The sequence below is a fragment of the Enterovibrio gelatinilyticus genome, assembly GCF_028683095.1.
GTDB lineage: Bacteria > Pseudomonadota > Gammaproteobacteria > Enterobacterales > Vibrionaceae > Enterovibrio > Enterovibrio gelatinilyticus.
Window position 1 is genome coordinate 78,351 of record NZ_JAJUBC010000005.1, and the last position, 19,281, is coordinate 97,631.

Genomic DNA, 19,281 nt, shown 5'->3' on the forward strand with positions numbered 1-19,281 from the left:
ATTTATGACTCTCGATATAGCAAAATACCCAACGCTCGCGCTGGCAGATACACCGGATGAACTGCGGTCACTACCGCGCGACATTCTGCCCACGTTATGTGACGAGCTACGAACTTATCTCTTGAATTCTGTTAGCCATTCGAGCGGACACTTTGCGTCTGGCTTAGGCACAGTAGAACTCACCGTGGCACTGCATTTTGTCTACAACACTCCCTTTGATCACTTGATTTGGGATGTGGGTCATCAGGCCTATCCGCATAAAATCCTTACTGGTCGCCGAGAAAAAATGCCAACCATTCGCCAAAAAGGCGGGCTGCACCCGTTCCCTTGGCGAGAAGAGAGTGAATATGACGTTCTCTCTGTTGGGCATAGTTCAACATCCATTAGCGCTGCCTTAGGCCTCGCCATCGCAGCGGCGAAAGAAGGCCAAGAGCGTAAAGTGGTGAGCGTTATTGGAGATGGAGCTATCACTGCAGGCATGGCCTTTGAAGCCATGAACCATGCAGGCGATGTTCACCCTGACATGTTGGTTGTACTCAATGACAACGAAATGTCGATTTCCGAAAACGTCGGGGCGCTGAACAATCACTTGGCACAATTACTGTCAGGTAACTTTTACACGTCAATTCGAGAAGGTGGCAAAAAAGTACTGTCTGGTGCGCCACCGATCAAAGAGTTAGTGCGTCGCGCTGAAGAGCACCTAAAAGGCATGGTTGTGCCGGGTACCCTGTTCGAAGAGCTTGGCTTTAACTACATCGGCCCGGTTGATGGTCATGATGTTGAAGAGCTCGTCAAAACATTGAAGAACATGCGTAACCTAAAAGGCCCGCAGTTCCTTCACGTGATGACGAAGAAAGGAAAAGGCTACGAGCCCGCAGAGAAGGATCCGATCGGCTACCACGCTGTGCCGAAGTTCAACCCTGCTGACAACAAGCTGCCAAAAGCCGCTGCGTCTGGCCCTACATTTTCCAAAATCTTTGGCGATTGGCTCTGCGATATGGCAGCCGAAGATGAAAAGCTCCTCGCCATCACCCCAGCGATGCGCGAAGGGTCTGGTATGGTACGTTTCTCGAAAGAGTACCCCGATCGTTACTTCGACGTAGCAATCGCAGAACAACATGCAGTGACACTAGGCACAGGCATGGCCATCGGTGGTTATCACCCCGTTGTCGCGATTTACTCGACATTTTTGCAGCGCGGTTACGATCAGTTGATACACGATGTAGCCACTATGAACTTGCCAGTCATGTTTGCTATAGACCGAGGCGGATTGGTTGGCGCTGACGGTCAAACTCACCAAGGTGCGTTTGATCTGAGCTTTATGCGCTGTATCCCCAACATGGTGATCATGGCACCAAGCGACGAAAATGAATGTCGTCAGATGCTTTACACTGGCCATAAACATCAAGGTCCTTCTGCTGTGCGTTACCCCCGTGGTACGGGCACTGGAGCGAAAGTCGCGCAGGAAATGGCGGCATTGACAATCGGTAAAGGTATCGTGCGTCGTCAAGGCGAAAAAGTGGCAGTACTAAGCTTCGGTACCATGCTGTCTTATGCACTTGAGGCAGCAGAGAATCTCAATGCGACCGTCGCCGATATGCGCTTTGTGAAGCCGTTAGATGAAGCATTGATTGATGAGCTCGTTGCCACACACGATGTGATTGTCACGGTCGAAGAGAATGCGATTGCGGGTGGAGCAGGCTCAGGCGTGCTCGAGTACATGATGAAATCTCGACAAATTAAGCCTGTGCTTCAAATTGGTCTACCAGACGAATTTGTTCACCAAGGTACACAGCAAGAGTTGCACGAAGAACTCGAGATTGATGGCAAAGGTATTGAAGCTCAAATTCGACGCTACCTTAGCTAGAATTTTCAACGCCTCCTTCTCCTAACAACGTTTTTCACAAAAATGGCGCTCAAGCGCCATTTTCATTTCTGCTATATTTTTTGGCCGCGTTAAAGAAACAAGTAAACACCCAGTCAATTCTCACATTTGAAACTACACTTAGTGAAAGGAATTAAACGTTCCTCATCAATCATTTAAGACTAGGTGTAATAGTAAGCTATGAAGACGACGAAAAGGATTGGTCGACATTTGACCTTTATAGCTCTCGATGTGTTGCCTATCCACGTCGTCTTTTCTGCTTTGTATGACCAAAGCAGAAATTCTAACCCACAAAACTCGATCGCTTTTATCAGCTTCCATAACAAAGCATTTATCAGCTACGTTTCTTCCGATAATTTCATAGGTGCGTTTGACTTCGAACAAATGGAGGGGCTACTAAGGAAAACACTTTACTCCCTGACATCAAGCAAAAAGTGCTTTGTCTAAGCGATTAGATATGACACATAGTACAGTGCGAAAACCGACAATCTTCACGCACTTTGTGCTTGCAGTAACGCTTGTTGTAATCAGCGTATTTTCCCTTTCAGCCTATCTCACGTATTACAATCAACGCCAAGAACTCATTGCAGATCTTGACGGGAGTGCTCAAGAAAGTCTGTTACGCCTAACCAGCACTGTAGCGCCCTATATATCTTCGTATTCCGTTAACGAATACGAGAAACTCATTTATGCCGAAGCCAAACTAAAACAGTTTCATGCCATTATCATTTTTGACCTCAAGATGGGTGATATAATTGGCAAACCTTCCTATATCACCGGCTATGTCAGGACAAAAAACGGTCAACTCCAACCTTATCGCCAAGGAAAAGACGTCGACGATAGCAGACTTGAATCGAGCTTTTTCAGTGTTTCTTCGCCCATCATCTCCAAAGGGGGTGAAACACTAGGACAGGTTACGCTTTATGTGAGTGATGACGTCATTAAAGATGAATTGAATCAGCAATTGATTCATACCATATTGACCAGTATTGCTGCCGCCATATTACTTCTTACCGTACTGTTCTATTTCGCAAAACGTTTATTTATCAAGCCCATTAGACAAATTACCGATGCGATTGCAACCCAAGATGCTAGTGGTATTCCACTCTCTCACATTCCTGAATTTAGTCACCAAGAACTATCAGCGCTAAGCCAAACGATGAACAATATGCTGAATGTTATTCGTTGTTCTCACGACTCATTGCAGCTAGAGCATTCTCGCTTACTGAACGTCCTTGATGGAACACGTACAGGTACATGGGAATGGAACGTCCAAACAGGACACATTGAATACAGCGGCGCATGGCACGACATATTGGGATGGGATATCGCTGAGCTCAATGGTCCTCCCAATAAAAATTGGAATATCTTTATCCACCCTGACGACAGAATCAACTCTGATACGCTGATAGACAGGTTGTTTGATAAAGAGATTGAATATTATGACTGTGAGGTCAGGCTACAAAATCGCTCGGGCGACTGGATTAATGCGTTAGGCCGCGCAAACGTTGTTGATTGGGATAAAAATGGACACCCACTAAAAGTACTTGGCACCCATCAGGACATTACCGCACACAAAAAAGCCGAGGAGAAATTACGGTTAGCCGCAACAGTGTTCTCCCACTCTCGGGAAGGGATCATCATTGCAGATAGTAAATCACGCATCATTGAAGTGAATGACGCCTTCACCCGTATCACAGGCTATTCAATTGATGACGTCAGAGGACAGAAGCCGAGCATTCTTCACTCCGGAAAGCAAAATTCTGATTTTTATAAAAAAATGTGGCAATCACTGACAGAGGAAGGCCATTGGAGCGGAGAGCTTTGGAATCGCCGAAAAAATGGTGAAATTTACCCTGAATTGCTGACCATCAGTTGCGTACTTGGCGAAGATAATAAACCTGTTAATTTCGTTGCAGTATTTTCAGATATCACTGCATACAAAGAGCACGAGCGAGAACTTGAACTCATTGCCCACTTTGATGTGCTTACCGAACTCCCCAATCGATTTTTGCTAGGCGACCGCCTAAAAAGTGCCATGAAACATGCAAAACGAAGTGGGCAATATGTAGCGATCATCTTTTTCGATCTTGATGGTTTCAAATCAGTGAATGATGCCTACGGTCACGAAGTTGGGGACGTGCTGCTGCAAGAAATCGCCAAGAGAATGCAAAACTCAATGCGAGATAGCGACACAATTGCTCGTATTGGTGGCGATGAATTTGTGGCGATTTTAACGGGACTTCACTCGCCAGAGGGCTGCCCTCCTTTGCTTCCAAGGCTCATTGCCGCAACCTCTGATCCTGTCGATGCTAATGGGAATTTAGTTCAAGTATCCGCCAGCTTTGGTATCACCTTCTTTCCACAATCAGATGAGGTTGATGCGGACACACTTTTACGCCAAGCCGACTACGCCATGTATCAGGCCAAGTTAAATGGAAAGCACCGATACAACTTCTTCGATGCTGAGCTGGAACGTACCCTCAAAAGCCAAAACGAGTATTTGCGTTCGATTGGCTATGGGCTGACAAAAAAAGAATTTTTCTTATGCTACCAACCTAAAGTCAACTTTCGAACGGGTGAGATCATTGGGTTAGAAGCGCTGATTCGCTGGCAGCACCCCACTCAAGGCATACTCATGCCCAAAGATTTCATTCCATCCATCGAAAATCGTAGCCTAATTATCGACGTGGGTGAATGGGTATTGGAAACCACACTTCATCAATTAACCGAGTGGCAAAGAAAAGGGTTTGTCACACAAGTTAGTGTCAACATTGCACCACACCAGCTGTCACAGACTGATTTTATGGATAAGTTAATCGTATTGATGGCGCGTTTTCCTCACATCAGTCCCAGTCAACTGCAATTAGAGATCCTAGAAACCAGCGCAGTGGAAGATATTGCCGCCGTATCGCAGATCATCACTCAGTGCCAGTCGATGGGGATTTCATTTGCGATTGATGATTTTGGTACAGGCTATGCTTCACTCACCTATCTCAAACAATTGCCGGCAGAAACACTCAAAATTGATCAAAGCTTTGTGGGTGACATGCTGGATGACACTGACAATCTACTAATTTTAGAGGGAATAATCACACTGGCTAATACCTTTGGCAAAAAGGTACTGGCTGAAGGTGTAGAGAAAAAAGAGCAAATACAACTATTACTATGGCTAGGTTGTGAACTCGGACAAGGCTTTGGTATTTCTCGCCCTATGCGCGCAGATAAAGTGCTCTCTTGGGCCAAGGAATGGAGGCTCGACCCCACGTGGCATCAAAGTCCTGAGCTCAAAGATGAACTGCGCCCATTCATTGACTCTTCCGTCAATAATCGCGAACACATCGATCGCAAGCCATCATATTTGACAAAAACAGCCATCGGTAACAAGAAAGAACGAAAGATATAAAAAACGGCACTATCGTGCCGTTTTTTGAGTGAGGTATTGAAGTCAAGCCATCGCTTTATTCTTACCACCACCCCAAATAAGCATGCCCACACCAGACCACCAACATCGACATCAAACCAGCCACAATATCGTCGAGCATGATGCCCAGCCCACCATGTACTTGTTTGTCTAACCAGCTAATAGGCCAAGGCTTAACCATGTCAAAAAATCGGAAAATAACAAAGCCTGCTAACACTGTTTGCCAATCCGTCACGGGGACCAACAACATGGTGATCCAAAAACCGACAAACTCATCCCATACAATGCTGCCGTGATCGTGAACCCCCATGTCTTTTGACGTACGACCACAGAGATAGATACCTACCGCACTGCCAACAACGATCGCTACTGGAAGTAGCGTTGTTGATAAGGAAACAATCAAAAGATAAAACGGGATAGCCGCTAACGTACCCATAGTGCCAGGGATAAGCGGAGAAAGCCCAGAACCAAACCCTGTGGCTAAAAGATGTACTGGATTCGATAGACGAATTTTACTGATAGGATTATTCATTTACTTCAACAACCTTACGACGAAAAATGATCCCAACCTGAAAGTGACCAATCGACTTCTTTTCCTTCCCACATGACATTTATGCCTTCACCATGTCGTATTTGCCCAATACAAGTGACTGGCGTATTTGTGTGTGCTAACGCTGCATCTAATGCACCACGGTGGCTTTCAGGTACCGTAAAGCAAAGCTCGTACTCTTCACCACTGCGCAAGGCCAGTTTTGCCGCGGCTTCTCGACTACCCGCATACTGTAGCAGTTCATCAGACAGCGGTAACTCATTCGCATTCAAGACCGCAGAGACACCGCTAGCTTTGAGTATGTGGCTGAGATCAGCAATCAAACCATCGGAAATATCTAACGCAGCAGACGCGACGCTGCGCAAAGCTTGCCCTGCTAATACACGAGGTGTCGAGTAATAGTGACGGTTTAGTAACGTATTTTCGATGTCATTCGATGGGGAGTTACCACGGAGAATCACATCCAGACCCGCAGCGCTGTCACCGAGGTTTCCTGTGACGTACAGCCAATCTCCTGCATTAGCACCATGACGACAAATTGCCTTGCCTGCCGGAATAAAGCCTTGCAGCGTGATGGTGATGCTAAGAGGGCCTTTGGTTGTGTCACCACCAATCAACTGAACATGGTAGTACTCAGAAAGCTTGTAGAAGCCTTCACAAAAACCTTTCAACCACACCTCATCAACAGTCGGTATCGTCAAAGCCAAAGAACACCATGCTGGAATTGCCCCCATCGCAGCCAGATCGCTGAGATTTGAAGCCAATGCTTTATGCGCGACTTTGACTGGATCCGCATCAGGAAGAAAATGATTGCCCGCGACCATGGTGTCTGTTGTCACCACCAACTGGCTATTTTCCGGTATGGTTATCACTGCGGCATCATCGCCAATGCCTAGCACCACATCCTTTCTACCGACTGGTTGTGCTTTAAAGTAACGGTTAATTAAATCGAATTCGTTACCAGCCATCTTATCATTCCATGCAAATGAGAATAAGAAAAAGGCCAGCGAGGCTGGCCTTTGGAATTACTGTATTTTTATTTCTTTCGCAGGGTTGGTACTGCTTTATCCAGCACCCCGTTCACGAATTTGTGGCTGTCTTCAGCGCCAAAACGCTTCGCCAACTCGATAGCTTCGTTGATAACCACTTTGTAAGGAACATCTTGACGCTTGCACAGTTCATACATAGCAAGACGTAGCAATGCGTGTTCCATCTCATCCAAATCTTGGATTGGACGAGACAAGTATGGACGCATTTTGCTGTCCATTTCTTGATGATTCAACACCACGCCTGAAAACAGATCACGGAAGTATTCAACATCCGTATCTGGTTGACGAAGACGTGGCTCTTCAGCTTGGTGTTCTTCTTCTTCGTAGTTATCTGCCGCTAGAAACTGTGCTTCGATATCAGCAACGTTGCCTTTGGTCAATTGCCATGAATAGATGGCTTGTAGTGCAAAATGACGCGCATTGCGTCGTGCGGCTGGTTTCACGATAACCCCCGTTAGGATTCGATTTGGGACAGGACATTTACCATTTCAAGCGCGCTTAGTGCAGCCTCTGCCCCTTTATTACCAGCCTTGGTACCCGCGCGTTCGATGGCTTGTTCAATGGTATCTACGGTCAGCACGCCGAAAGCAACTGGAGTATCAAACTCTAGCGCCACTTGTGCCAAACCTTTGTTACATTCTCCGGCCACATAGTCAAAATGTGGCGTACCGCCGCGGATCACTGATCCTAGAGCGATAATTGCGTCGTAACGACCGCTTTTTGCAACACGTTGAGCAACCAATGGCAGCTCATAAGCGCCAGGGCAACGTACTACAGTGATATTTTCTTCGCTAACTTGGCCCTGACGCTTCAGCGCATCAATAGCACCGTCCAGCAGACTTTCGTTAATGAAGCTGTTGAAACGAGATATAACGATAGCGACTTGAGCATTTGGTGCTGCGAATGCACCTTCGATTACCTTCATGGGCCTTCCTGTGACTTTTTATCCGGATTTAGAAACCGCGGGATTCTATCATACTTTTCTGCAAAGCATCCAGCGCTTATCCCTATTGCCTCTTGTGCTGCAACGGGAGGAAACCCTTTTCGTATAACGAAAAAACGCAGCCATTGCTGCGCCTCTCAAACACCTTTTTGACAAATTGCCCTTCAATTTAGTCGCAAACGTATTCCACAACCTTCAAGCCAAAGCCCGATAACGCATGATAACGCTTATTCGGCGATGACAATAAACGCATTTCTGTCACCCCTAAGTCCGCCAAAATCTGCGAGCCAACCCCTACGCGGCGGCTCGTACCTTGCCACTTAGCAGAGGCTGGCTGGTCGCCGTTATCTTGTGCTTCAAAGGTTTTGACGCGATGAACAATACTGTCTGATGATTCTTCTTTACCCAGAATGACCAACACGCCGCCATCAGCATTAATACGCTTCATAGCATCTGTCAGCGACCAACTGCGCTCTGCAGAGCGATCAGAATGGAGCAGATCCGTAAAGGTATCTTGAAGATGCACACGCACTAGCGTCGGCTGATTAGACACTTCGCCTTTTTGTAGCGCGTAGTGAACTTGGTTATCAATCGTGTCACGGTAAGTGATTAAATCAAATTCACCGTGTTCAGTCGGCAACGTACACTTCGCCACACGCTCAATGGTGGTTTCATGATTGTTTCTGTACTCGATGAGATCAGCAATCGTACCCAACTTGATGCCATGCTTTTCACCAAACACTTCAAGATCAGGACGACGCGCCATGGTGCCGTCTTCATTCAGTATTTCCACAATCACCGCAGACGGAGAACATCCACCTAAACGTGCCAAATCACACCCAGCTTCGGTGTGCCCAGCACGTGTCAATACACCACCATCTTGCGCCATCAATGGGAAAATGTGTCCGGGTTGCACTAAGTCGGCAGCGACAGCATTTGGCGCTACCGCCGCTTCTACCGTGCGAGCGCGATCTGCGGCAGAAATGCCGGTTGTTACGCCCGTTGCCGCTTCAATCGATACCGTAAATGCCGTCGAGAACTGTGCATTGTTATCGCTAACCATCAATGGCAAGCCAAGGCGTTGGCAATGATCTTTGGTCATGGTTAAGCAAATCAAACCACGTCCATACATCGCCATGAAATTGATCGCTTCGGGAGAAATTTTTTCAGCGGCGATGATCAGATCGCCTTCATTCTCTCGGTCCTCATCATCCATCAAGATGACCATTTTTCCCTGACGAATATCGTCAATGATTTCTGCAGCGCTACTGATCGGCATTGTTCTATCCCTGTCACTGTCAGTGCTCATCGGCACGGTATATTTTATTTACTGATAGCGTCACGAGGCTTTGTCGTGATGGCTATCTAAGAAAACCTGATTCTGCTAATTTCGCCATGGTTAAACCACCTGCACCGGATTGCTGTGCGGCGCGATCGCCCATCATTAAACGCTCTAAATAGCGAGCAATCACGTCCACTTCCAGATTGACTTGTTGCCCGACATTTAAGGTTTCAATGGTTGTTTCCAGTGCAGTATGAGGCACGATGGTCAACTTAAAGCGGTTACCGTCAATGTCATTAATGGTCAAACTAATGCCATCAACGGTCACTGAGCCTTTTTCAGCCAAGTACTTCGCAAGACTGACTGGTGCTTCCAGCCAAAACTCAATCGCCCGCCCTGATTCATGACGTGACACGACGGTCGCCAAGCCATCGACATGACCAGATACCATGTGTCCACCGAAACGTGTGGTCGGTAACATGGCTTTTTCTAGATTGACGGCCTGCCCAGCTTGATAGTTCGTAAATGCCGTGCGCTGAAGCGTCTCTAGCGACAAGTCAGCGACATAACCGTGACCAGTCAACGACACCACGGTTAGGCACACACCATTCGTGGCGATACTGTCACCCAGCTTCACATCGGATAAATCAAGATTCCCACTTTCGATTGTCAGTGAGATATCTTTGCCTTTTGGCGTGATCTTCCCAATGCGACCAACTGCTTCAATAATTCCTGTAAACATATAATTCTTTACTGCTTTTTCATACGAAGACGTACGTCATTGCCAATTTGGCACACGTCCGTCAAATCAAAAGAAGGCACTTGTTCCATCGCGGTTAAACCGCCAAAATTAGCGAGTGCACGTGCGTCTTGTCCCATCAGTTTAGGGGCTTGATACACAATAAGCTCATCAACAAGATCAGCGTTCAGCAAACTGCCCGCTAGCGTCGCGCCTGCCTCAACCCAAATATGATTAATGCCTTTGGATGCCAGTGCTCGTAATGTCGCAGACAAGTCTAGTCCATTGCCTTGGCGGTTCACCTGAATCACTTCAACGTCATCACCCAAAGATACGGCTTGGGGGGTTGCTGTAACAAGGAGCACTTCACCGTCGAGCGAAAACAACTGCGCGTCTATTTTCACTTTGGCATCTGTATCTAAGATCACACGTATAGGTTGGCGAAGTGTTTTAATGTCGTAGTCAGCTTGAACATCAAGGGGGAATTGCTCCCAACGCACGTTGAGCGACGGGTTATCATCGAGCACTGTCTGACTGGTCGAGAGAACAGCCCCAGCTTTTGCACGGAAAACTTGCACATCAGCACGCGCTTCAGGGCCAGTGATCCATTGGCTTTTTCCATTGGCTAATGCTGTACGTCCATCAAGACTGGCCGCAAGCTTGAGTTGCACGTAAGGCATACCCGTTTTCATCACCTTAATGAAACCCGGGTTTAAGGCCTCTGCTTGCGGTTGCAAAAGGCCAACATCCACCTGAATACCCGCATCACGTAAACGCTGAATTCCGCGACCCGCGACATTAGGGTTAGGGTCGACCATGGCACACACCACGCGGCTAACATTAGCTGCAATCAACGCGTCAGCACACGGTGGTGTTCGACCAAAATGGGAGCAAGGTTCAAGTGTTACATAGGCTATCGCGCCATTGGCTTTTTCGCCTGCGGCACGTAACGCAAAGACTTCGGCGTGAGGCTCACCCGCGCGAAAATGAAAGCCCTCACCCACAATGTCATCGCCTTGAGTGATAACACAGCCAACATTGGGGTTAGGTGCTGTGGTATAGACACCGCGCTTTGCCAAATCAATGGCACGCGACATCATGTCTGTATCGAATTGAGAAAACATGTCACCGCTTACTTTTCTAAACGCGCAATTTCTTCGCCAAAATCTCTGATGTCTTCAAAGCTGTGATACACAGATGCAAAGCGAATGTACGCCACTTTATCGAGTTCTTTCAGCGCGTCCATGACCAAGTTACCCACCATGGTAGACGAGACTTCTCGCTCACCGGTGGCTCGTATGGTGGATTTGATGGTATTAATGGATTTTTCGATATCGTCCGTGCTTACAGGACGCTTCTCCAGAGCACGTTGTATACCACCGCGCAGTTTATCTTCGTCAAATGGTTCTCTGTTCCCATTTGTTTTGATGATGCGTGGCATCACCAACTCTGCAGTTTCAAACGTGGTATATCGCTCGCTACACGCCAAACACTGGCGACGACGACGCACTTGATGGCCGTCTGCAACCAAACGTGAATCAATGACTTTGGTGTCATTCGCACCACAAAATGGACAGTGCATGTCGCCTCCTTAAACAATTGGAAGACAGTGTAACCGATTTAGGCGCAAGGGTAAGAGGTGTTGCGAGTATTTCGAATACAAAAAAAGCACCCAAAGGTGCTTTTTTTCATCAATCCATCTAGAAATGGATGAATACTGCGTTACGCGTAAACAGGAAGACGCTTACAGATATCAAGCACTTTCGCTTTGGTTGCATTGATAACATCTTGGTTTTCAATGTTGTCCAACACGTCACACATCCAGTTTGCGAGTTCTTTTGCATCGTCTTGAGTAAAGCCACGACGAGTGATTGCAGGAGAACCAACGCGAATGCCAGACGTCACAAACGGGCTACGAGGGTCGTTTGGCACACTGTTTTTGTTCACAGTAATGTTTGCCGCACCCAGTGCTGCATCTGCTTCTTTACCTGTGATGTCTTTGTCGATCAGATCAACCAAGAACAGGTGGTTTTCAGTGCTGTTAGAGACGATTTTGTAACCGCGCTCTTGGAACTGAGCAACCATGGCTTTTGCGTTATCAACAACACGCTGCTGGTACGCTTTGAATTCCGGCTCCATCGCTTCTTTGAATGCGACCGCTTTTGCAGCGATAACGTGCATCAAAGGACCGCCTTGACCACCAGGGAATACTGCTGAATTCAGCTTCTTGTACATGTCTTCGCCAGCGTTCGAAAGGATCAAACCGCCACGTGGACCTGCCAATGTTTTGTGCGTCGTTGTGGTAACAATGTGCGCATGTGGGATTGGTGTTGGGTAAACACCAGCAGCAATTAGGCCTGCCACGTGCGCCATATCAACAAACAGGTAAGCGCCTGCTTTGTCAGCGATTTCACGCATACGAGCCCAATCAACGATTTGAGAGTAAGCAGAAAAACCACCGATAATCATCTTAGGTTTGTGCTCTAGCGCTAGCGCTTCCATTTCGTCATAGTTGATTTGGCCCGCTTCGTCGATACCGTAAGGAATAACGTTGTAGTGCTTACCCGAAAAGTTAACGGGTGAGCCGTGAGTCAAGTGACCACCGTGCGCCAAGCTCATACCTAAAACAGTGTCGCCTGGGTTTAGCAACGCCATGTACACTGCACTGTTCGCCTGTGAACCTGAGTGTGGTTGCACGTTCGCGTACTCTGCGCCAAACAATTCACATGCACGGTCAATCGCCAGTGCTTCGGCTTTGTCTACAAACTCACAACCGCCATAATAACGCTTGCCCGGGTAACCTTCGGCGTATTTGTTGGTTAGCTGGGAACCTTGCGCTTCCATAACACGAGGACTGGTGTAGTTTTCTGACGCGATGAGCTCAATGTGCTCTTCCTGACGTGCTGTTTCTTCTTGAATCGCGGTAAATAGTTCCGGATCGTAATCAGCAATATTCATGTCACGCTTTAGCATCTGTATCTCCTGACTCAGACAATTCCCAATGTAACCAAGTTGACCAAATGACTCGTCAAATTCAAACCATTAGGACAACCTGGTTGTAACCCCAGAATGGGTTAATGTTGTCAATTCAATCATGTCTGTATCCATGCGGACGCAAACGTTTTCGTCATGACCATCCTATCGCTGCGATTCTACAAAATTTGTTGCGCAACAGGTAGTAGCAATCACATTTTTTTTATCCGCGTAAACATGGTCATTTTTCATTCTCGCCATGAATTGAATTCATTTTAACCAAAATGCTCTAGTGTAAACCCTTGATGTTTACACTGCGTAACCAAGCGCTGACACCCTCGTAAAGCTAAGTTTCCCCTCACTCTTTTCTACTTTTTGCATAATCATTAAGATGCCCTGAATTTTGATCTGCCTTGCATGCCGCTGCGCCACTTTTGCCTTGATTCACGACATGCAGTTTTTCGTTTTCTTGGGAGTAGACACCTTGATCCATGCACCAAAACATAACACTACTGAAGATTTGATTGCCATTCTGTCCGGCACATTTCTTGTTGCTCAGGGGGTGTATTTCCTTCAACAAGCAGGGCTACTTACTGGAGGGACGACGGGTCTCGCTTTGCTCGTCACGCAATTTGTCGACCTGTCATTTGGTACGCTCTACTTTCTGTTCAATATCCCTTTTTACCTGATGGGTTGGAAGCGCTTCGGAAAAGAGTTCGCGCTTCGCAGCGTCTTTGCAGGAGGCATGGTGTCACTTATCGTTGACCATATCGCTCGCGTATTCACTATTGAGTGGCTGTCGCCTATGTATTGCGGGCTCATTGGTGGGTTGCTAATGGGCGTGGGCATGCTGATGATTTTCCGCCACAATGCCAGCTTAGGTGGCTTCAATGTGCTGGCACTAATCTGTCAAGATAGATTTGGCGTGAGAGCCGGTAATGTTCAAATGGCGATTGATATTACGATTTTACTCGCGTCTTTCTTCTTCGTATCACCATGGTTGCTGGTATGTTCGGTGCTGGGAGCGTTTGTGTTGAATCTAGTGCTCACCATGAATCACAGACCTGATCGCTATGTGGTGTGTTACTGAGCATTCGTCGTAAAATTGATAGCAAAAATCTGATTGATAAAACAACAAAGCCTCCCAAAGGGAGGCTTTGTATTCCAAGAAAGTCGATTAAATCGCTTCTTCGTCTTCTTCGCCTGTACGGATACGCACTACGCGTTCGATTTCCGTCACGAAGATTTTACCATCACCGATTTTGCCAGTTTGTGCTGTTTCAACAATGGTTTCTACACATCGGTCAGCGGCATCATCGGAAACAACAATTTCCAACTTCACTTTTGGCAAGAAGTCGACCATGTACTCAGCACCACGGTACAGTTCGGTGTGGCCTTTCTGACGACCAAAACCTTTCACTTCTGAGACCGTCATGCCTGTGATGCCAACTTCCGCTAGCGCTTCACGCACATCATCAAGTTTGAACGGCTTAATAATCGCTTCAATTTTTTTCATTTAGCATTCCCTTTAAATTCCCGCTTTAAGTTTTACCAAAGCGTTAGCGTCAATGTTTTCATTGTAACTCGACCCTACCTGCTTCGCGTAATTTTCGCGTCGCTTTTCGCTAAAAATGAGCAGGTTAAATCAGTGATTTTTTCCATTGCGTCGTTTTGGCACTCTCACACGCAAACGGCGATTGGTAACCAGAATGCGCTAATAGCGCTTGCATGGGTTTACGTCCGATCACCGCACCACAATCCACTTTCAGTTCATGGGTGACTGTCGCGGCATAGGCTTCTAGCGCGTTGAGCAGTGTCTTACCTATACCTTGAAGGCGAGAATCTTGGTCGACTTCGAGCAATGTAATGGTCGCATCATTGACCATAATGCCGTTGTGGCGCTTTTCATGCTTCAAAACAGCCACGGCAACAGGTTTACCGTCTTTCTCGGCCACCAGCACGGGTAATTCATGATCGCTTGACGCATCTGCCAAAACAGATAAAGAAGGAAAACGGGCTTGAAGGGTTTCTGGAACCTGCCCTGTTGGAATAAGCGTTAAGCTAATTGCACTGTCCATTTGCATATCTCCATACGTTATATGCCCAAACCGGCGGCCTTAACTCGATCGAGCACAACCGCGTTACTTTACCCTCTCGTCATTACCGCATGCAATGAGATAAAAAAACCGCTACCCGAAGGTAGCGGCTTGTGTCACAAGTTTGGCAATTAGCGCGATATGGTGACCATTAACCTAGCGTGACACGTGCATTGCGGAACATGCGCATCCATGGGCTATCTTCGCCCCAGCTCTCTGGGTGCCATGAGTTTGCCACGGTACGGAATACACGCTCAGGGTGAGGCATCATGATAGTCACACGACCGTCTGTGGTCGTTAGACCTGTGATGCCGTTTGGCGAACCGTTCGGGTTAGATGGGTAAGATTCCGTCACTTTGCCGAAGTTATCTAAGTAACGCAGTGCCACTGCGCCTGACTGTTCAATCGCAGCAAGGTGCTCAGCATTGCGCACTTCCACACGGCCTTCACCATGAGAAACCGCGATAGGCATACGAGAACCTGCCATGCCACCAAGGAACAATGATGGGTTTTCTTGCACTTCTACCAAGCTGAAACGCGCTTCAAAACGCTCAGATTCGTTGCGCACAAAGCGTGGCCACAAATCTGCACCCGGGATCAGGTCATGAAGGTTCGACAGCATCTGACAACCATTACATACACCCAGCGCAAAGGAGTCGCCACGGTGGAAGAAACTCTCAAATTGGTCACGCGCCATGTCGTTAAACAGGATGGATTTCGCCCAACCTTCACCCGCGCCCAATACGTCACCGTAAGAGAAGCCGCCACATGCCACAAGGCCGTTGAAGCCTTCCAACGTCACGTTGCCGCTCAGTACGTCGCTCATGTGGACGTCTTTCGCATCAAAGCCAGCGCGGTCAAATGCCGCTGCCATTTCAACGTGTGAGTTAACGCCTTGCTCACGCAAAATCGCCATTTGAGGACGTGCACCCGTTGCGATGAACGGTGCAGCAACATCTTCTTGCACGTCAAACGATAACGCTGCGCTCAAACCTGGGTCAGTGACATCTTTCTTCGCCGCAAACTCTTGGTCTGCACAGCTTGGGTTGTCACGCATTGCTTGCATTTTGTGGGTCGTTTCCGCCCAGATAGTGCGAAGTTCAGTGCGGTTTTGCTCCAGCACCAAATCATCACCATTCCAAATGCGAACCGTATCTTCATCGCTCAGCGTACCAATAACATGGGTACACGCTTCTAAGCCGTGCGCTGCCAAGGTCGATTGAACTGCATCCAAATCTTCAGTGCGAACTTGAACAACCGCGCCCAACTCTTCATTGAACAGAGCTGCAATCTCGTCATCACACTCGCCAGTGGCAGACAGGGTATTGATGTCCACTTCAAGGCCAACGTGACCAGCAAACGCCATTTCTGCCAAAGTGACATAAAGGCCACCGTCGCCACGGTCGTGGTAAGCCAATAGCTTCTCGTCACGTACCAAAGTTTGCATGGCATTGAAGAAGCCTTTCAGTAATTCAGGGCTATCAACATCTGCAGGCTTGTCACCCAACTGTTTGTAAACCTGTGCCAGTGCGGTTGCGCCGAGACGATTTTGGCCTTGACCAAGGTCGACCAACACCAATGCGCTCTCGCCTTTGTCGGTTCGAAGTTGAGGCGTCACCGTTTTACGTACATCTTCAACACGGCCGAATGCCGTGATCACCAAAGAAAGTGGTGATGTATTTTCTTTCTGCTCGCCATCTTGCTCCCAACGGGTTTTCATCGACATCGAGTCTTTACCCACTGGAATCGTCAAATCAAGCGCAGGACACAACTCTTCACCGATCGCTTTCACGGCTTCGTAGAGGCCTGCATCTTCGCCCGGGTGACCCGCCGCTGCCATCCAGTTAGCTGAAAGGTTAATCCGTTTCAGGTCACCAATGTCAGAACATGCGATGTTAGTCAGTGACTCTGCCACTGCCAAACGTGCCGATGCAGCGAAATCAAGCAGAGCAACTGGCGTACGCTCACCCATAGACATCGCTTCGCCGTGGTACGTGTCATAACTCGCTGCCGTAACCGCACAGTTAGCGACAGGAACCTGCCAAGGGCCCACCATTTGGTCACGCGCAACTAAGCCCGTTACCGTGCGGTCACCGATAGTGATAAGGAAGGTTTTCTCTGCCACAGAAGGCAGACGCAATACGCGAAGTGACGCGTCTTCAACCGAGATACCTGTCCGGTCGATCGCTTTGCCTTCCACTTTCTGCGTTTGTACGTCGCGGTGCATTTTCGGTGGTTTACCCAACAACACGTCTAGCGGCATGTCGATAGGTGTGTTCTCAAAATGCTCATCTTCAAGGGTTAAGTGACGCTCTTCTGTCGCTTCACCTACAACGGCATACGGTGCGCGCTCACGCTTACAAATCGCATCGAACACCGCCATGTTTTCTGGCGCAACCGCCATCACATAGCGTTCTTGGGATTCGTTACACCAAATTTCTAGCGGGCTCATGCCTGGCTCGTCATTCGGTACATCACGTAGCTGGAATTTACCGCCACGCTCGCCGTCATCAACCAATTCTGGCAATGCGTTAGAAATACCGCCCGCACCCACATCGTGAATAAAGGCGATAGGGTTGTTTTCACCCAACTGCCAACAACGGTCGATCACTTCCTGACAACGGCGTTCCATTTCAGGGTTTTCACGTTGTACCGAGGCAAAATCGAGGTCTTCTGCTGACTGACCCGACGCCATTGACGAGGCTGCGCCGCCGCCAAGACCGATGTTCATTGCAGGGCCGCCAAGCACGATAAGCTTTGCGCCAACCGGAATTTCTTTCTTCTGTACGTGTTGCTCGCGAATGTTACCCATGCCGCCAGCAATCATGATTGGCTTATGGTAGCCACGTACTTCTTCACCGTTATGCGAAGTGACTTTTTCTTCGTAAGTACGGAAGTAGCCCAACAGGTTCGGACGACCAAATTCGTTATTAAATGCCGCGCCACCCAGAGGGCCTTCCAGCATGATGTCCAACGCATTCACGATACGGTCAGGTTTGCCGAAATCTGTTTCCCAAGGCTGTTCAAAACCCGGAATGCGAAGGTTCGATACCGTAAAGCCAACCAAACCTGCTTTGGGTTTGCCACCAATACCGGTTGCGCCTTCATCGCGGATTTCACCGCCAGAGCCTGTAGAAGCGCCTGGCCACGGAGAAATCGCCGTTGGGTGGTTGTGTGTTTCGACTTTCATCAGGATGTGTGCCGCTTCCTGATGGTAGTTATATTGGCGAGATTCAGGGTTCGGGAAGAAACGACCTACCTCAGAGCCCTTCATAACAGCGGCGTTGTCTTTGTATGCCGACAACACGTTTTCACTGTTGTGCTCAAACGTATTTTTGATCATCTTGAACAGGCTCTTGTCCTGATCAACACCATCGATCGTCCAATCCGCGTTGAAGATCTTATGACGGCAGTGCTCAGAGTTCGCTTGAGCAAACATCATCAATTCGATGTCATTCGGGTTACGACCCAGTTTGATGAAGCTTTCCACCAAGTAATCAATTTCATCGTCTGCAAGCGCAAGGCCCAGTTCCACGTTTGCGGAAACTAAAGCTTCGCGACCACCATCAAGTACATCAACGGCTTTCACGGGTGCAGGCGTCGCTTCAATGAACAGAGCAGAGGCGTCTGCCATATCAGCAAAAACCACTTCCATCATGCGGTCGTGAAGTAACCCAACCAGTGTATTTGTTTGCACATCGGTCAGTGCAGCAGATAGCTCAACGTAGTATGCCGTGCCGCGCTCAAGACGCTTGATTTGGTTTAATCCGCAGTTATGCGCAATATCGGTCGCTTTAGAGGACCAAGGAGAAATGGTGCCGGGACGTGGCGTAACAAGAATCAATGTTCCTGTTGGTGCATGTTCAGCGATGGTTGGTCCATAAGTTAGAAGGCGAGCCAACTTTTGTTGCTCATCTTCACTCAATGGCGCGCTGATATCAGCGAAATGGGTATACTCTGCATAGAGGCCAGTAACAGGCAAATCATTCGCCTGACAGCTTTCTAAAAGTTTATTGACTCGAAAATCGGACAGAGCGGGGGAACCACGCAAAATTTCCATGTGCGTACGTCTCTCGGTTAGCGGTGGATTAAAGTGACATTGACCTAACCCCATGATTAGTCCTGCTAACATTCATGGAAAAGCTACGTCGATACCACTTTTGAGCCTCTAACAAGGTCTTCGGGGCGGTATTATAGGGTAAAAAGGTGAGCGACGTAACACCTGACGCAACCGTTTGCGTAACTTTTTTTCATCGGCGATGTCTGGCACTATTACCCGTCGAAATCTAGGTAACCCATCCAGCATAACTTTATGCGGGATGACTCCTTTGATATAACAG

Annotated in this window: 15 protein-coding genes; 3 read left to right on the forward strand and 12 right to left on the reverse strand. The window is 48.0% G+C overall.

The window, feature by feature from the left end; translation table 11 throughout:
* The first annotated feature begins 4 nt into the window (after window positions 1-4).
* A complete protein-coding gene (gene dxs, locus LRP50_RS06075; protein WP_274163579.1) occupies window positions 5-1,867 on the forward strand; it encodes a 1-deoxy-D-xylulose-5-phosphate synthase in 1,863 nt (620 codons plus the stop codon).
* Between the two features lie 475 nt (window positions 1,868-2,342).
* Window positions 2,343-5,291: a GGDEF domain-containing phosphodiesterase gene (locus LRP50_RS06080; protein ID WP_274163580.1), complete on the forward strand. Its 2,949-nt coding sequence runs from the start codon at window positions 2,343-2,345 to the stop codon at window positions 5,289-5,291.
* A gap of 61 nt (window positions 5,292-5,352) precedes the next feature.
* On the opposite strand, the gene pgpA is transcribed toward LRP50_RS06080, so the two are convergent.
* The 9 genes from pgpA to glyA all read right to left on the reverse strand — a co-directional run bounded on the left by pgpA (window position 5,353) and on the right by glyA (window position 12,845).
* Entirely contained in the window at window positions 5,353-5,841 is a 489-nt protein-coding gene (gene pgpA / locus LRP50_RS06085) for a phosphatidylglycerophosphatase A (protein WP_274163581.1), read from the reverse strand.
* Window positions 5,842-5,855: 14 nt separating this feature from the next.
* Entirely contained in the window at window positions 5,856-6,827 is a 972-nt protein-coding gene (gene thiL, locus LRP50_RS06090; RefSeq protein ID WP_274163582.1) for a thiamine-phosphate kinase, read from the reverse strand.
* Between the two features lie 68 nt (window positions 6,828-6,895).
* A complete protein-coding gene (gene nusB / locus LRP50_RS06095) occupies window positions 6,896-7,369 on the reverse strand; it encodes a transcription antitermination factor NusB (protein WP_420791200.1) in 474 nt (157 codons plus the stop codon).
* Entirely contained in the window at window positions 7,363-7,833 is a 471-nt protein-coding gene (gene ribH, locus LRP50_RS06100; RefSeq protein ID WP_016959723.1) for a 6,7-dimethyl-8-ribityllumazine synthase, read from the reverse strand. Before ribH ends, nusB begins: the two co-directional genes overlap by 7 nt.
* A 187-nt stretch (window positions 7,834-8,020) precedes the next feature.
* Window positions 8,021-9,130: a bifunctional 3,4-dihydroxy-2-butanone-4-phosphate synthase/GTP cyclohydrolase II gene (gene ribBA, locus LRP50_RS06105; protein WP_274163584.1), complete on the reverse strand. Its 1,110-nt coding sequence runs from the start codon at window positions 9,128-9,130 to the stop codon at window positions 8,021-8,023.
* Between the two features lie 82 nt (window positions 9,131-9,212).
* Window positions 9,213-9,875, reverse strand: coding sequence for a riboflavin synthase (locus LRP50_RS06110; protein WP_274163585.1), 663 nt, complete (start codon window positions 9,873-9,875; stop codon window positions 9,213-9,215).
* An 8-nt stretch (window positions 9,876-9,883) separates the two neighbouring features.
* Complete coding sequence (gene ribD, locus LRP50_RS06115) at window positions 9,884-10,996, reverse strand: bifunctional diaminohydroxyphosphoribosylaminopyrimidine deaminase/5-amino-6-(5-phosphoribosylamino)uracil reductase RibD (protein ID WP_274163586.1); 1,113 nt, start codon at window positions 10,994-10,996, stop codon at window positions 9,884-9,886.
* Between the two features lie 8 nt (window positions 10,997-11,004).
* Window positions 11,005-11,454, reverse strand: a complete 450-nt coding sequence (gene nrdR / locus LRP50_RS06120) for a transcriptional regulator NrdR (protein WP_028023693.1) — start codon at window positions 11,452-11,454, stop codon at window positions 11,005-11,007.
* A 140-nt stretch (window positions 11,455-11,594) separates the two neighbouring features.
* Window positions 11,595-12,845, reverse strand: coding sequence for a serine hydroxymethyltransferase (gene glyA, locus LRP50_RS06125; RefSeq protein ID WP_274163587.1), 1,251 nt, complete (start codon window positions 12,843-12,845; stop codon window positions 11,595-11,597).
* A 451-nt stretch (window positions 12,846-13,296) separates the two neighbouring features.
* On the opposite strand from glyA, the gene LRP50_RS06130 reads away from it, so the two are divergent.
* The gene (locus LRP50_RS06130) at window positions 13,297-13,935 is read left to right on the forward strand and encodes a YitT family protein (protein ID WP_274163588.1); all 639 of its coding nucleotides are present in this window, start codon (window positions 13,297-13,299) and stop codon (window positions 13,933-13,935) included.
* A gap of 87 nt (window positions 13,936-14,022) precedes the next feature.
* Here the strand turns inward: LRP50_RS06130 and glnB are convergent, their stop codons facing one another.
* From glnB to purL, 3 genes are all read right to left on the reverse strand, one after another.
* On the reverse strand, window positions 14,023-14,361 hold the full coding sequence (gene glnB / locus LRP50_RS06135; protein ID WP_028023696.1) for a nitrogen regulatory protein P-II: 339 nt from the start codon (window positions 14,359-14,361) through the stop codon (window positions 14,023-14,025).
* A 124-nt stretch (window positions 14,362-14,485) separates the two neighbouring features.
* Window positions 14,486-14,923: a GNAT family N-acetyltransferase gene (locus tag LRP50_RS06140; RefSeq protein WP_274163589.1), complete on the reverse strand. Its 438-nt coding sequence runs from the start codon at window positions 14,921-14,923 to the stop codon at window positions 14,486-14,488.
* Between the two features lie 169 nt (window positions 14,924-15,092).
* Window positions 15,093-19,001, reverse strand: coding sequence for a phosphoribosylformylglycinamidine synthase (gene purL / locus LRP50_RS06145; RefSeq protein ID WP_274163697.1), 3,909 nt, complete (start codon window positions 18,999-19,001; stop codon window positions 15,093-15,095).
* Window positions 19,002-19,281: the final 280 nt, after the last annotated feature.

What these genes read in the sequence shown, in the direction of transcription:
- dxs (WP_274163579.1), top strand. Translation starts at nt 5, where the DNA reads ATGACTCTCGATATAGCAAAATACCCAACGCTCGCGCTGGCAGATACA.
- LRP50_RS06080 (WP_274163580.1), top strand. Translation starts at nt 2,343, where the DNA reads ATGACACATAGTACAGTGCGAAAACCGACAATCTTCACGCACTTTGTG.
- pgpA (WP_274163581.1), bottom strand. Translation starts at nt 5,841, where the DNA reads ATGAATAATCCTATCAGTAAAATTCGTCTATCGAATCCAGTACATCTT.
- thiL (WP_274163582.1), bottom strand. Translation starts at nt 6,827, where the DNA reads ATGGCTGGTAACGAATTCGATTTAATTAACCGTTACTTTAAAGCACAA.
- ribH (WP_016959723.1), bottom strand. Translation starts at nt 7,833, where the DNA reads ATGAAGGTAATCGAAGGTGCATTCGCAGCACCAAATGCTCAAGTCGCT.
- ribBA (WP_274163584.1), bottom strand. Translation starts at nt 9,130, where the DNA reads ATGCCGATCAGTAGCGCTGCAGAAATCATTGACGATATTCGTCAGGGA.
- LRP50_RS06110 (WP_274163585.1), bottom strand. Translation starts at nt 9,875, where the DNA reads ATGTTTACAGGAATTATTGAAGCAGTTGGTCGCATTGGGAAGATCACG.
- ribD (WP_274163586.1), bottom strand. Translation starts at nt 10,996, where the DNA reads ATGTTTTCTCAATTCGATACAGACATGATGTCGCGTGCCATTGATTTG.
- nrdR (WP_028023693.1), bottom strand. Translation starts at nt 11,454, where the DNA reads ATGCACTGTCCATTTTGTGGTGCGAATGACACCAAAGTCATTGATTCA.
- glyA (WP_274163587.1), bottom strand. Translation starts at nt 12,845, where the DNA reads ATGCTAAAGCGTGACATGAATATTGCTGATTACGATCCGGAACTATTT.
- LRP50_RS06130 (WP_274163588.1), top strand. Translation starts at nt 13,297, where the DNA reads ATGCAGTTTTTCGTTTTCTTGGGAGTAGACACCTTGATCCATGCACCA.
- glnB (WP_028023696.1), bottom strand. Translation starts at nt 14,361, where the DNA reads ATGAAAAAAATTGAAGCGATTATTAAGCCGTTCAAACTTGATGATGTG.
- LRP50_RS06140 (WP_274163589.1), bottom strand. Translation starts at nt 14,923, where the DNA reads ATGGACAGTGCAATTAGCTTAACGCTTATTCCAACAGGGCAGGTTCCA.
- purL (WP_274163697.1), bottom strand. Translation starts at nt 19,001, where the DNA reads ATGGAAATTTTGCGTGGTTCCCCCGCTCTGTCCGATTTTCGAGTCAAT.